This is a genomic window from Streptomyces sp. NBC_00385, assembly GCF_035917155.1.
In the GTDB taxonomy this organism is placed as follows: Bacteria; Actinomycetota; Actinomycetes; order Streptomycetales; family Streptomycetaceae; genus Streptomyces; species Streptomyces poriferorum.
On the sequence record NZ_CP107951.1, the window covers coordinates 4,854,589 to 4,868,630 of the forward strand.

12 protein-coding genes are annotated in these 14,042 nt (G+C 70.1%); 7 read left to right on the top strand and 5 right to left on the bottom strand.

Annotated features, from left to right (window positions below; translation table 11 throughout):
• Positions 1 to 134: 134 nt before the first annotated feature.
• From OG959_RS21720 to OG959_RS21730, 3 genes are all read right to left on the bottom strand, one after another.
• Positions 135 to 686, bottom strand: coding sequence for a DUF3291 domain-containing protein (locus tag OG959_RS21720; RefSeq protein ID WP_326660849.1), 552 nt, complete (start codon positions 684 to 686; stop codon positions 135 to 137).
• 60 nt (positions 687 to 746) lie between these two features.
• Complete coding sequence (locus OG959_RS21725; RefSeq protein WP_326660851.1) at positions 747 to 1,463, bottom strand: helix-turn-helix transcriptional regulator; 717 nt, start codon at positions 1,461 to 1,463, stop codon at positions 747 to 749.
• An 83-nt stretch (positions 1,464 to 1,546) separates the two neighbouring features.
• Entirely contained in the window at positions 1,547 to 1,984 is a 438-nt protein-coding gene (locus OG959_RS21730) for a hypothetical protein (protein WP_219567286.1), read from the bottom strand.
• Between the two features lie 279 nt (positions 1,985 to 2,263).
• Between OG959_RS21730 and hemL the strand changes: the two genes are divergently transcribed.
• From hemL to ccsB, 7 genes are all read left to right on the top strand, one after another.
• A complete protein-coding gene (gene hemL / locus OG959_RS21735; RefSeq protein WP_326660854.1) occupies positions 2,264 to 3,580 on the top strand; it encodes a glutamate-1-semialdehyde 2,1-aminomutase in 1,317 nt (438 codons plus the stop codon).
• Positions 3,577 to 4,278: a histidine phosphatase family protein gene (locus OG959_RS21740; RefSeq protein WP_219567288.1), complete on the top strand. Its 702-nt coding sequence runs from the start codon at positions 3,577 to 3,579 to the stop codon at positions 4,276 to 4,278. Before hemL ends, OG959_RS21740 begins: the two co-directional genes overlap by 4 nt.
• A gap of 420 nt (positions 4,279 to 4,698) precedes the next feature.
• Entirely contained in the window at positions 4,699 to 5,961 is a 1,263-nt protein-coding gene (locus OG959_RS21745; RefSeq protein WP_326660856.1) for a hypothetical protein, read from the top strand.
• 67 nt (positions 5,962 to 6,028) lie between these two features.
• Positions 6,029 to 6,637, top strand: coding sequence for a TlpA family protein disulfide reductase (locus OG959_RS21750; protein ID WP_326660858.1), 609 nt, complete (start codon positions 6,029 to 6,031; stop codon positions 6,635 to 6,637).
• Between the two features lie 4 nt (positions 6,638 to 6,641).
• Positions 6,642 to 7,400 carry a cytochrome c biogenesis CcdA family protein gene (locus tag OG959_RS21755; protein WP_326660859.1) on the top strand — a complete coding sequence of 253 codons (759 nt, stop codon included), beginning with the start codon at positions 6,642 to 6,644 and terminating at the stop codon, positions 7,398 to 7,400.
• Positions 7,401 to 7,406: 6 nt separating this feature from the next.
• Entirely contained in the window at positions 7,407 to 9,194 is a 1,788-nt protein-coding gene (gene resB / locus OG959_RS21760; RefSeq protein ID WP_326660861.1) for a cytochrome c biogenesis protein ResB, read from the top strand.
• A complete protein-coding gene (ccsB, locus tag OG959_RS21765; RefSeq protein WP_326660862.1) occupies positions 9,191 to 10,273 on the top strand; it encodes a c-type cytochrome biogenesis protein CcsB in 1,083 nt (360 codons plus the stop codon). The genes resB and ccsB overlap by 4 nt, the downstream gene beginning before the upstream one ends.
• 76 nt (positions 10,274 to 10,349) lie before the next feature.
• Here ccsB and OG959_RS21770 read toward each other — a convergent pair whose 3' ends face one another.
• Together OG959_RS21770 and OG959_RS21775 are read right to left on the bottom strand one after the other, a co-directional pair.
• The gene (locus tag OG959_RS21770; RefSeq protein WP_326660863.1) at positions 10,350 to 11,915 is read right to left on the bottom strand and encodes an ABC transporter substrate-binding protein; all 1,566 of its coding nucleotides are present in this window, start codon (positions 11,913 to 11,915) and stop codon (positions 10,350 to 10,352) included.
• Positions 11,908 to 14,028: a hypothetical protein gene (locus tag OG959_RS21775; RefSeq protein ID WP_326660865.1), complete on the bottom strand. Its 2,121-nt coding sequence runs from the start codon at positions 14,026 to 14,028 to the stop codon at positions 11,908 to 11,910. The genes OG959_RS21770 and OG959_RS21775 overlap by 8 nt, the downstream gene beginning before the upstream one ends.
• Between the last annotated feature and the right edge of the window lie 14 nt (positions 14,029 to 14,042).

The following is a 14,042-nucleotide window of genomic DNA, read 5'->3' on the forward strand; positions in this document are numbered from 1 at the left end:
GCAGGTTCGGCAGGTCTACTGAAGATCATTCTTCGGCCAATGAATGGCCGGATAGGGCTGGCTGGCGGACGCCCTTCGTGCAGGTCGGCGCCGGGGGTGACGCCGGCTGGGCCGTGTGTTCGGCGGCGGCCCGCTCAGCGGGGTGCGTGTTCGGCGGGTGTGCGTTCAGTGGGTGTGTGTTCAGTGCGGGACGGGGTGCCCCGGCGGGCGTGCGCGGCTTCGGCGGGGGAGCCGGACGGTGGCGGGTGCGGCGCCCGGAAGGTGAAGGCCTCGGGCCCTTCGCCCTGCTCGCGGATCAGGGCGATACGGCCCATCGCCTCCGCCATGCTCGGGCGGTGTCCTGCGGGGACCCACCACAGTGCGACGGAGACGTCGGCGAGACGCTCGAACCAGTCACGGCGGCGCGCGAGCACCTTGAGGTGGTCGCTGCGGTACGTGTAGTTCCGCAGTGCCTCGACCGATTCCCAGACCGAGCAGTTGATCAGGAGCAGGTCGTCGTCGTGCTCGGGGCGCAGGTTCGTCGCGTCGGCACCGCTGTCGTCGACCATGCGCCAGACGAAACCGGGAGCCTGGTCGGCGGCGGCGTTGATCTCCTGGAGCTGGGCGACGAAGCCGGCCAGCTGGGGGCTGTCAAGTGGGGCAAGCATGCGCCCGACGTTGACTTGGGCAAGGTGGAAGTCGCTCACGGGGGCAAGCATGCCCGGGCGGACCTTCTAAAGTCAACGAATGCTGTTTTTAGACTTCGGCTACGGTTCCGTGCGCGACGGCGGTGCGCCCGCGGCGGCTTCCGGTTCGGCGCCCGGCCCCGTCCTCTTCGCGGTTTCGAGCGCGACGCAGCACCCGTGCGGAAGGGGGTCCATCGCCGCGCTCCAGTCCTTGCCGCCGGGCAGCCCCTTGAGCAGGCCCTCGATTCCGGCCAGGTTCATCCCGCAGACCAGGGCGGGGAACTGGTCGGCCAGCGCATGGAAGGGGCAGTTGTTCAGTCGTAGCGTCCCCTCGTCCCAGAACGGCTCGTAACCGCGCGCCCGCAGGACCTCGACCGGATCCGCCGCGCACCCCTGTTCACCCCCCGAGGCCTCCCCGGCGGCCCTGGCGGCCGCCTGCAGCTCCCCGTCGAGCCCGGCCCGCTCCACGACCTCGGCCAGCAGTCGGCTCGCCGTGTCGTAGGAGCGGGGCGGCACCGAGACGGTGCGCTCGCCCCCGGCCCGCCGGTACAGCTTCGAGGGCCGCCCGGACCCCGGGCCGCTGCGCCCCGAAAGCCGCCGGAAGCACACCTCCAGCAGGCCGGCCTCGACCAGCTTGTCCAGGTGGAACGCGGCCAGCGAACGGGAGACCCCGACCGCCTCGGCCGCCGCGTCCCGCCCCACTTCGCCCGGCGTCCCGGAGACGTGCCGATACAGTCCGCGTCGCACCGGGTCCCCCAGTGCGACCAACGCCTCCAGGGCGGCATCCTCGCTGCTCACGGCGTAATTCTATAACTAACGGCGATTGACGAAGGGGTGGCTTCGACGGGCCCGCTTGCGCGAGGTCGCTCCGGAAGGCCGGGTCAGGGCCAGACCAGGCAGTAGGCCTGATGCCCCGCATCGTGCAGACGGTGGCTGAAGTCCTGCCACTCGTGCAGCAGCTGATAGACGTTGTACGCGTCACGCGGGCCGCCGCGGTCGGGGACCGTCGACCAGATGAAGGCCGCGGCACCCACGGACTCCTCGCCCACGCCGCGCAGCGGGTCCACGACCGTCATGGGGAGCTTGACCACCGCGTAGTCGGGGTGAAGCACGACCAGCTCCAGCGGCGGGACCTTGTGCAGGGGTATGCCCTGTATGCCGGTGAGGACCATCGCGGCGACCGTCTCCGGCTTGATCTTGGTGAACATGCCGCCCATGCCCAGCTCGTCGCCGCCGAGCTCCTCGGGCCGCATGGAAATGGGCACACGTGCGGCAGTGGCGCCGTCCGGGGCCCCGAAGTACTTGTAGGTCACCCCCATCCCGCCACTGCTCCTGCTTCCGGCTCCGACCTGCGCACCGCCGGCCTGTATGCCCTGCTTGCGCTCAGCCTCGCGCCGGTGCCGACCCCGCCGGGCAGGCTCGGGCCCCAGGTCGTCGGTGCCTTCGCCCACTTCGCCACCGCGATGCATATCTCATCCACCCGACTACTAACTAGGAGACACAGCCCCCGCCGCGCAACCCGATCATCGTGTCAGTGACCTCCCCCACGAACGTGCGGTGAAACACCTGTCCGCAACTCCGTCCGTGGCTCTGACACCATGGCATGTGTGAGCTTTCCCTATGACGCCCCAGTTTCGCAGACGCTTTTCGACCGCGCGGCCCTCGTGACGCCCGGTGGCGTGAACTCTCCCGTACGTGCCTTCCGAGCCGTGGGCGGTACGCCCCGCTTCATGGTCTCCGGTACCGGTCCGTACCTCACCGATGCCGACGGTCGCGAGTATGTCGACCTCGTGTGCTCGTGGGGGCCGATGATTCTCGGCCATTCCCACCCCGATGTCATCGCCGCCGTCCAGGACGCCGTCGCCCGCGGCACCTCGTTCGGTACGCCCGGCGAGGGCGAGGTCGCACTCGCCGAGGAGATCGTGGCCCGGGTCGAGCCCGTGGAGCAGGTACGGCTCGTGTCGTCCGGCACCGAGGCGACCATGTCCGCGATCCGCCTCGCCCGTGGCTTCACCGGCCGGGCGAAGATCGTGAAGTTCGCCGGCTGCTACCACGGTCACGTCGACGCGCTGCTCGCCGCCGCCGGGTCCGGTCTCGCGACCTTCGGTCTGCCGGACACGCCGGGGGTCACCGGCGCCCAGGCCGGCGACACGATCGTGCTGCCGTACAACGACCTGGAGGCCGTGCGGGCCGCCTTCGCCGCGCAGCCCGGCGAGATCGCCTGTGTGATCACCGAGGCGTCGCCGGGCAACATGGGCGTCGTACCGCCCCTGGACGGTTTCAACGCGGGGCTCAAGGAGATCTGCGCCGCCAACGGTGCGCTGTACATCTCCGACGAGGTCATGACCGGGTTCCGTACGTCGAAGGCCGGCTGGTTCGGCGTCGACGGGGTGCGGCCCGACCTGATGACGTTCGGCAAGGTCATGGGCGGCGGCTTCCCGGCCGCGGCGTTCGGCGGCCGCGCCGACGTGATGGCGCACCTGGCCCCCGTCGGCCCCGTCTACCAGGCGGGCACCCTCTCCGGTAACCCGGTCGCGACCGCCGCCGGTCTCGCCCAGCTGCGTCTGCTGGACGACGCCGCGTACGCGAAGGTCGACGCGGTCTCCGCGGAGATCCGGGGGCTGGTGAGCCAGGCCCTCGACAAGGAGGGGGTCGCGCACACCGTGCAGGCCGCGAGCAACATGTTCTCCGTCTTCTTCACGGACGGTCCGGTCCGCACCTACGACGACGCCAAGCGGCAGGAAGCTTTCCGCTTCACCGCGTTCTTCCACTCGATGCTGGCGCAGGGTGTCTACCTCCCGCCGTCCGCGTTCGAGTCGTGGTTCGTCTCCACCGCACACGACAGCCGGGCCGTCGAGCGGATCGCCGCCGCGCTGCCCGCCGCAGCCCGCGCCGCATCGGAGGCCACCGCATGAGCGAGACCAGCAGCAACGCCGGACGCAAGGACATCACCGTCGTCCACCTGATGCGCCACGGAGAGGTGCACAACCCGGAGGGTGTGCTGTACGGGCGCCGCCCCGGCTACCACCTCTCCGAGCTCGGCCGGCAGATGGCCGACCGGGTCGCCGAGCACCTGGACAAGCGCGACATCACGCATGTCGTCGCCTCCCCGCTGGAGCGGGCCCAGGAGACGGCGACGCCGATCGCCAAGACGCACGGCCTGGACCTCGCCACCGACGAGCGGCTCATCGAGGCCGCCAACGTCTTCGAGGGCAAGACCTTCGGTGTGGGCGACGGGGCGCTGCGCAAGCCGGACAACTGGAAGCACCTGACGAACCCGTTCCGGCCGTCGTGGGGTGAGCCGTACATCGAGCAGGTCGTACGGATGATGGGCGCCCTGGACGCGGCGCGCGACGCGGCGCGCGGTCACGAGGCGGTGTGCGTCAGCCACCAGCTGCCGATCTGGATCGTGCGCAGCTTCGTGGAGCGGCGCCGGCTGTGGCACGACCCGCGCAAGCGCCAGTGCACGCTCGCCTCGCTGACCAGCTTCACGTACCAGGGCGACAAGATCGTTTCGGTCGGGTACTCGGAGCCGGCCCGGGATCTGGTGCCGGCGCATCTGCTGGCGGGGGCGAAGCCGGTGAAGGGGGCGTCGAAGGGGTTCGGCGCGTAGCCGGCCGTTGGCCGGGGGGCTCTCGGTTCGGGTCCGCCCCGGTCCGGCCGGTGGGTGGGCCCGGGTTCGGCCCGGTGGCCGTTTGCCCTCAAGCGCCGGACGGGCTCGAATTCGGCCCCTGTGATCCGAGGCGGGGCAGTTGATCCCGGCGGGGCTCGATTTGGCTGCCCCGGTCCGGAATGTGGCAGCTTCCAGCTTGTTCTGATCGTTTGTAGGCCGACCGGGCGGAATTATGCCGTCCGGGGTTTCGGCCTGCCGTTTTTCAGGCGGTTCGGGGTCGATCTTGCGTTCGGTCATGGCTGGGGTCTGGTTCCGCAAAGAATTGTGTGCTAATTCGAGGAACCCCCGTGTTGCTTCACCCATCTAAGCCTTTGCCAGTTTGTATGGACTTGAGGCAAAACGACCGCAGATGGGAACAACATGCGCGACATCAGCCGAAGGGGTTTGCTCGGAGCCGGACTTGGGGCCGCGGTCGCCATCGGGATGGCGGGCTGCAGTTCCTCCGGCGGGTCCGGTACGGGTGGGGCGGGCCCGGAGAAGGGTGCCAAGGGGGAGAAGGGGGCCGACGGAGCGGTCAAGGGCAACGGGCCCGCGAAGAAGGACGTCCGTGCCATCGGTGACGGTTCCACCGCCGACACCGGGAAGCAGCCGCACCAGCCGTCCGCGCCCGTGCCGCTCGAACCCGGGCAGAAGCCCCCGCAGTTCGTGATCTTTTCCTGGGACGGCGCCGGCGAGGTCGGCAACGGGCTGTTCCCGCGTTTCCTGGAACTCGCCAGGGAACACGACGCGAAGATGACCTTCTTCCTCTCCGGGCTGTATCTGCTGCCCGAATCGAAGAAATCGCTCTACCGCCCGCCCAACAACCCCATCGGTGCCTCCGACATCGGTTATCTCACCGACGATCACATCAAGGAGACGCTGAAGGGCGTGCGCCAGGCCTGGCTCGACGGCCATGAGATCGGCACGCACTTCAACGGGCATTTCTGCGGCGGCTCCGGATCGGTGGGCAACTGGTCGCCCTCCCAGTGGCAGAGCGAAATCGATCAGTCGATCTCCTTCGTCACCGAATGGCGTACCAACACCGGCTGGACCGACCTCGATCCGCTGCCTTTCGATTACCGCAAGGAACTCGTCGGCGGCCGCACCCCCTGTCTGCTCGGACAGGACAACCTGCTGCCCACCGCGAAGAAGCTGGGCTGGCGCTACGACGCCAGTTCGCCCGGCGGCACCCAGGTGTGGCCCACCAAGCGCATGGACGTCTGGGACCTGCCGCTCCAGGGCATCCCGTTCCCCGGGCACAGCTTCGAGGTCCTCTCCATGGACTACAACATCCTGGCCAACCAGTCGCAGAATTCGACCAAGGGAATGCCGTCCCGGTATCCGGGCTGGCGGAACCAGGCCACCCAGTCGTACCTCAGCGGTTTCCAGCGCGCGTACGAGACGAACCGTGCGCCGTTCTACATCGGAAACCACTTCGAGGAGTGGAACGGCGGCATCTATATGGATGCGGTCGAGGACGCGCTCAAGCACATCGCGGGGAAGCCGGATGTGCGCCTCGTCTCCTTCCGGCAGTTCGTCGACTGGCTCGACGTCCAGGACCCGGCGGTGCTTGCCAAGCTTCGTACGCTGGAGGTCGGTCAGGCCCCCGAAGGCGGCTGGAACACGTTCTTTAAACAGGCCTGACAACGGGCTTTACGGGCACCGAGGGGGGTGCCCAAGATCCCCGAAACCGTCATGCGAAACTTTTCACATGAGCTATGGCCGCGCATCCCGACGCCGCTTCACCCTGCTCGCCGCACCCGCGGCGGCCGTCGCGCTCGCACTGACGCTGAGCGCGTGCAGTTCGGGCGGCACGACCGGTGGCGGTGGCGACACGAACTTCGTCACCGGCAATGGCGGGATCTCGACCGCGGCCAAGGGTGACCGGGCCGCCGCGCCGAAGCTCGACGGCAAGAGTCTGGACGGCAAGAAGCTCGACCTCGCCGACTACAAGGGCAAGGTCGTCGTCCTCAACGCCTGGGGCTCGTGGTGCGCTCCCTGCAGACTGGAAGCCAAGTACTTCACCAAGGTGGCCAAGGCCACCGAGGACCAGGGCGTCCAGTTCATCGGGGTCAACACCCGCGACCCGGAACCGGCCCAGGCCATCAGCTTCGAGAAGGACTTCGGGGTCACCTACCCCAGCTTCTACGACCCGACCGGCAAGCTCCTGCTGCGGTTCCCCAAGGGAACGTTCAAGCTGCAGTCCATCCCGTCGACCGTCATCATCGACCGGCAGGGCAAGCTGGCCGCCCGCTACGTGGGCCCGCTCGACGACACCCGGCTGCGCGAGATGCTCGACCCCCTGATCGCGGAGAAGTGATCAGGTGATCGCCCTCGCCGCCGGCCCCAACGAGACGGTCCTGAGCGGGGCCCTGCTGGTCGCCCTGCCCATCGCCCTGCTCGGCGGGCTCGTCTCCTTCTTCTCGCCCTGCGTCCTGCCGCTCGTCCCCGGCTACCTCAGCTACGTCACCGGGGTCAGCGGAGCCGATCTGGCCGACGCCCGACGGGGGCGCATGGTCGCGGGCGCCTCGCTGTTCGTGGCCGGCTTCACCGCCGTGTTCGTCTCCGGCGGCGCGCTCTTCGGCTACTTCGGCGACACGCTCCAGGAGAACAGCGGACCGCTCACCAAGATCCTCGGCGTGCTGATGATCCTCATGGGGGTCTTCTTCATGGGCCTGATGCCGTGGATGACCCAGCGCGAGTTCCGCATCCACAAGAAGCCGGTGACCGGTCTGGTGGGTGCCCCGCTGCTCGGAGCGCTCTTCGGGATCGGCTGGACCCCGTGCCTCGGCCCGACGCTGAGTTCGGTGAGCATCCTCGCGATGGACCAGGGAACCGCCGGACGCGGGGCGATACTGACGGTCGCGTACTGCCTCGGCCTCGGCATCCCGTTCGTGCTCGCGGCCGTCGCCTTCCGCAAGGCGCTCGGCGCGTTCGGCTGGGTCAAACGCCACTACGCATGGGTCATGCGCATCGGCGGCGGCATGATGATCGTGACCGGGCTGCTCCTGCTGACCGGCGTGTGGGGCAGCATGATGCAGGAACTACAGGGCTGGTCCGCCGGCTTCACGGTGGGGATCTGAGTACCGATGAGCAACACCAAGTCCAACCCGTCCCAGGAGCGCGAGCGTCCCGATGAGCGGGAGGTGCGCGCCGAGCAGGACCGGGAGACCGCCCGGGAGCTCGGCGCCGCCGGCTCCCAGCTCTCCACCGCGCCGCGCGAGGAGACCCTGGCGAGCCTTCCCGCCATGGGCGTCATCGGCTGGGTGCGCTGGTTCTGGCGTCAGCTGACCTCCATGCGGGTCGCGCTGATCCTGCTCTTCCTGCTGTCGCTCGGCGCCATCCCCGGCTCGCTGATCCCGCAGAACAGCGTCGACGAGCTCAAGGTGCAGACCTTCAAGGGGCTCCACACCACCGTCACGCCGATCTACGAGAAGCTCCAGTTCTTCGACGTCTACAGCTCGGTGTGGTTCTCCGCGATCTACATCCTGCTGTTCATCTCCCTCATCGGCTGCATCGTGCCGCGCACCGGCACGTTTATCGGTCAGCTGCGCAGCCGCCCGCCGCTTGCCCCCAAGCGCCTGACCCGGCTGCCCGCGTACACCACATGGCGCACCGAGGCCGAGCCCGGGCAGGTCCATGAGGCCGCGCTCACGATGATGCGCAAGCGCCGTTACCGGGCCCACGTCGACGGGAACGCGGTCGCCGCCGAGAAGGGCTATCTGCGCGAGGCCGGGAACCTGATGTTCCACATCGCGCTCATCGTGATGCTGGTGGCCTTCGCCTGGGGACAGCTCTTCAAGTCCGAGGGCGCCAAGCTCGTCGTCGAGGGCGACGGGTTCTCCAACACGATCACGCAGTACGACGACTTCAAGTCCGGCTCGCTCTTCGACGACGACTCGCTGTCGCCCTTCAGCTTCACCCTCGACGACTTCATCGGAACGTACGAGCGCAGCGGCCCGCAGATCGGTACGCCCCGGACGTACGAGGCACACGTGACGTACTCCGACGGCGCCTACGGCAAGCCGAAGAAGAAGGTCATCAAGGTCAACGAACCGCTGGTCGTCGACGGTACGAAGGTCTATCTCAACGCCCACGGCTACGCGCCCGTCGTCTCGGTCAAGGACGGCAGGGGCAAGGAGGTCTACAAGGCCGCCGTGCCGCTGCTGCCCCTCGACAACAACGTCACCTCGTCCGGTGCGATCAAGGTGATGGACGGCTACCGCGACAAGAACGGCAAGAAGGACCAGCTGGGCTTCCAGGCCTTCTTCGTGCCGACCTTCGCGGGCAGCGGCAAGGGCACGATGTTCTCGCAGTTCCCGGCCGCCGACATGCCGGTCCTCGCGCTGAACGGTTACCACGGCTCGCTCGGCGTCGACTCCGGACTGGCGCAGAACGTCTACCAGCTCGACAAGTCGAAGATGAAGGAGTTCAAGGACTCCAAGGGCGAGCAGCTCAAGCAGCGGCTGCTGGTCGGCGAGACGATGAAGCTGCCCGACGGGGCCGGCTCCATCACCTTCGAGGGCCTCCAGGAGTGGGCGAGCTTCCAGATCTCGGAGCAGCCCGCCAGCGGCTGGGCGCTCACCGGAGCCATCGGCGCGATCGCCGGACTGGCCGGCTCGCTGTTCATCCAGCGCCGCCGGATCTGGATCCGTGCCGTACGCGGCGCCGACGGCGTCACCGTCGTCGAAATGGCGGGGCTCGGCCGCAGCGAGTCCGCGAAGCTTCCCGAGGAGCTGGCCGATCTCGCGGTCACGCTCAACGCCGTCGCGCCCACGGCGCCCGGCCCAGACACCGACCCCGACACCGATCCGGATTCCGGCACCCACGTCGTCGCCGCGTCCTCCGCAGAACCTTCCGAAGGGGCTGAGAAGTGAATCTCGCCGCCGCAACCAACGAGAACCTGGCACACACCAGCAATGTGCTGATCTACTCGTCGATGGCCGTCTACACCCTGGCCTTCTTCGCACACATCGCGGAGTGGGTGTTCGGGTCCCGCAGCAAGGTCGGCCGCACCGCCGCCTCACTGACCACCGAACAGGCCGCCGCCGGCACGGTGAAGGTCCAGGTCGCGCAGAAGGGCGGCGCCACCGCCGTCCTGGAACGGCCGAAGATCGTCACCCGGTCCGCGGCCGGATCGCGCGACGTGCCGGACGGTCCCGGCGCCGCGGGCGGCACCTTCAAGGGCGACCTCTACGGGCGGATCGCGGTCTCCATGACCGTGCTCGCCTTCCTGATCCAGGCGGGCGGGGTCATCGCCCGCGCCCTGTCCGTGCAGCGCGCCCCCTGGGGCAACATGTACGAGTTCTCCATCACCTTCTCCACGGTGGCGGTCGGCGCGTACCTGGCCCTGCTGGCCCTGAAGAAGAACGTCCGCTGGATGGGCCTGATCCTGATCACGGCCGTCCTGCTGGACCTCGGCCTCGCGACCACGGTGCTCTACACCTCCAGCGACCAGCTGGTGCCCGCACTGCACTCGTACTGGCTGTGGATCCACGTCTCCACCGCCATCATCTGCGGCGCCGTGTTCTTCATCGGCGGCATCGGCACGTTCATCTACCTCTTCCGTGACAACTACGAGAGCAAGCTCGCCAACGGGCAGGAGCCCGGCGCGTTCGCCCACTCCGTGCTCTCCCGGATGCCGTCCGCGTCGAGCCTCGACAAGTTCTCGTACCGGATCAACGCGGCGGTCTTCCCGCTGTGGACGTTCACGATCATCGCGGGCGCGATCTGGGCCGGCGACGCCTGGGGCCGCTACTGGGGCTGGGACCCCAAGGAGGTCTGGTCCTTCATCACCTGGGTCGCGTACGCCTGCTACCTGCACGCCCGCGCGACGGCCGGCTGGAAGGGCCGCAAGGCCGCCTACCTGGCGCTGATCGCCTTCGGCTGCTGGATCTTCAACTACTACGGCGTCAACATCTTCGTCACCGGCAAGCACTCCTACGCCGGCGTCTGAGCCCCACCGCGGACCGGACACCACGGCTGCCCGTCCCCGCTCCGGCGGGGGCGGGCAGCCGTTCCTGTGTCCCGTGTCAGGGGGCCGACGAGGGCGGCAGGCACTGCTCCTTCGGCGCCGCGCCCTCCGGCCACGCCAGCGCCGAGAACCGCTGGTGCGGCGGGTCCGGTGCCAGCTCCACCACCGGCACGGCCTTGTTGTACGGGTTGCCGTGGTTGTCCAGGCAGATCCAGCCGCTGGCCCCCCGCACCCGCAGCGACCCCTTCACCCGGGGCCACTGGCCGCCCACGTCCGCCAGGTCCGGCAGTTCCTTCCCGTCCGTGGTCGCCCGCCGGATCCCCGCCACCGCCAGCGTCATCGCGTCATGGGCGATGATCAGCTGGCCGTCGGTCAGGTCGTCGTGCGCGGTCGGCCCGATCGGGCCGACCGGCTTCTTCCCCACCTCGGCCAGCAGATCGGTGAACGCCCGGTAGTCCTCCGCCGAACCGCCGGTCGGCTGCTTCTTCCCGGCCGCCACCGCGGGCCAGGCGTCCGGATGCGCCAGTGAGGCGTAGCGGACCGTCACCTTGCGCCGCAGCGCGTCGCGGTCGAGCTTCTTGTCGCTGCCCAGATAGGAGCCCTCGTCACCGGTGAGGACCGTGAACCGGCGGCTCTGACAGCCGCGCGCGCCCAGCGCGTTGACGAACTGGCGCAACTGGACATGACGCCCGGCGAAGAACACCGTGTCCGCGTCCGTGTCGCAGATGAGATGGGTGATCTGCTCGAACGTGTTGGCCGTGGTCCCCTCGTCGTACGGGTCCTTCCGCGAGGTGAACAGCTCCGGTTCGTACTTCGAGCCCTTCAGCAGCGTGTTGAACGCCGACTTCAGCGTGTCCGTGTAGTGGTCGCCGCTGCGGGTGTCCTGCACCAGCAGTGCCTTGTCCGCCTTGACCTCGCCGAACGAGGCGAGGGCGCGGGCCTCGTCCCGGTTGGTGGGGGACACCCGGGCGAGGCCCGGGAACGGGTCGCCGGAGGGGCCGTTGGCGATGTCGTCGGCGGTGATCGTGGAGCCCACGACCGGAATCCCGGCCCCCGTCAGCTCCTTCACCGCCTCCTTGGCCTGCGTACTGCTGATCGCGACCCCGGACACCGCGCGCAGCCGGTGCGGGGCTCCCGTCATCGTCAGCAGCCGGTCCACCACGGGCTGCCACTGCAGGCTGTTGCTCCCGGTGTTGGCGAGGACCACCCGGATCTGCGGGACCTGCCCGTTCGCTCGGTGGTTGGACCGGTACTGCGCGGCGAACGCGCCCTGGAGCTCGTGCAGCACCTTCGTCCGCATGGACGTGTCGGTCGAGGTCAGCGGGAGCAGCAGCGCGACGGTCGCGTATCCGCCCGCTTTCAGTGACCTGTTCTCCCGGCCGATCGCCGCGGCGACCTCGGTCAGCTGCGACTGCCCGAAGTCGTAGCCGTCCCCGGACACCCCGACGCACTCGTCGCTGCCCTGCGGACGGGAAACCCCCGTCGCGCAGGACCGGTCCTCGGGCTCCGTCAGGCGGTCCGCCCCGTACCAGCCGGTCGTGACCAGCAGCGCGCCCACGACGACCGAGGTGATGATCTTCTGCCGGGTGGTCCACCACAGCCGGTACCGCAGCGGGTTACGCATCCGGGCCACCGTCCCCCGGACCCGGCTGCCCGGCCCGGGCGGGCACGGGCGCTCCCGGCGGCATGGACAGGGCCCGCCAGTCCCGCAGGTCGCGCGGCCAGTGCGTCGCCGCGTCCCAGAGCACCGCGTGCCCCGTGGGATGCCTGCCGGACAGCTGCCGCAGCTCGTGCGCCATCTTGTCGATCACCTCTTCGTCGGGCAGGGCCAGCGGATCGGACAGCAGCCAGACGGCGTGGAGCAGCCGCCGCAGCTGCAACTGGAGTTCGGCGGCCCGCTCGTCGAGCCCGGCGAGCGCGTCCCGTTGCTCGTCGGAGGCGGCCGCCCGCCCCAGTGCGACGGCCCGCCGCGGATCGGGGCCCGTGCTGCCGGGCGGGCGGGGACAGGGGGCGGAGGCGATGAAGCGCAGCGCGTCGAGCCAGCTCAGCACGTCGGGCCGGGCGAACTGCACCCGCAGATGCGTCACGCAGTCCTCCGCCGCGCCCAGCACCAGCTCCTGGTGCAGCCGGTGCGGTTCGCTCGGGCAGCTGCCCCCGGCGGCGTACGCCGAACGCAGCGTCTCGTGCACCGCGCGCCACACCGCGTAGTACGGCGGGTCGTCGTCCTGGAACCGCAGCCGGTGCAGCAGCAGCGCCCGCAGCAGCGGATCGGCGACGAAGTGCTCCGGCCCCACCGGCCAGTCCTCCGACCGCAGCGCGTCCCGCACCCGCAGTGCCACATCGCCGTCCAGGGACTCCCCGCGCAGCCGGGTCGTGGCCAGCAGCCGGGCCGAGTCCTCGCCGTGTGCGGCGGCCAGCACGCTCAGCACGTCCGGGCGCTGCCCGGGCAGCAGCCGCTCCAGCAGTTCGTCGGCCACCCGGACCGGCGGCCGGTCCTCCCGCAGCTCCACCGTGCGCTCCAGCAGCGACCCCGGCACCAGGTCGCCCGGGTCCGGCGACTCGCCCGCCGCCTGCGCCAGCAGGGCCACCCCCAGCGGCCGGCCCCCGGTCAGCCGGTGGATCCCGCGCGCCAGCCCGGCCGGGGTGCGGCCGTGCGGATCGTGCCGGTCGAGCGCGGAGCGCACATGGGCGGCGTCCAGCGGGGTGAGGCCCACGGCCAGGATCCCGGACGTCACCTCGGTGCCCCGTACCCACTGCGAGGCGTGCGCCACCTCGGGCAGCCGCCGGCGCACCGCGTGGCTCAGTCCCGCGTGGTCGTGGATGCGCGAGGACGCGAACACCGCGATCTGGTCCCGCACCCCGCCCGCGCGCTGCCGCAGCAGGGGTTCGACGAGCTGCCGGCCCAGCGGGGTGTGGGCGTTGTCGAGGAGCAGGACCGGGCGGCCCCGCCGGGCGCCGCGCGCCATCCCGCGGTAGGCCCGGACCAGGTCCTCGACCAGGGCCAGCACCAGGTGGTCCTCGGCCCGGCGGCGCAGATCGCCGCCGCGTTCGAAGTCGACCGCGAGCTGCCGCAGGCCGATGCGCCCGTTGCCGCCCGCGTGCGGATACGTGCCGTACCAGTCCGCCGAGCGCCGCTGGAACCGGCTGAACGTCTCCTCCAGCACCGTCTCCACGGTCGCCTCGGCGACCATGCCGGCCATCGGCGCCATCGAGTCGAACGCCCCGGCCGCGAGCTTCGTCAGGACCTTGGTGACCCAGCCCGTCGCGGTGTCGGCCCGGGTGTCGAGCGTCGCCAGTACCGGGCCGAGCGACTGGAGGTCGCGCTGGGCCCGGGACTCGTCCTCCCGTCGCCAGGACACCGAGGCCACCGCGACCAGGCCCAGGCTGAGCCGGGGGAACTGCACGGGGCGGGCCGCGTGCACCCGCGCCGTGAGCTGGGTGGCCAGTTCGGGCAGCACTCCCGTCACGGGTGTCCAGCCGGGGCCCGGGTCCGCGGGCGGCCGTACGGCCTCGCAGTCCACGAGGGCGACCGGCGTGATCTCCCGGTACAGGCTGCGCAGTTGCTTGAGCACGGCCGTCTTGCCCATGCCCCGGCCGCCGGTCAGTACGGCGACGGGCGGGTCGTCACCGTGTTCGCAGGTGACCCGCCGCGAACCGTGTGGAGTGAGACCGGTCAGCCGCGCCGCAAGTCCGTCGTCACCGAAAATTGCCTCGCGCCCGTACAGGTCTCGCTCCACAGCACCCCCAGCAC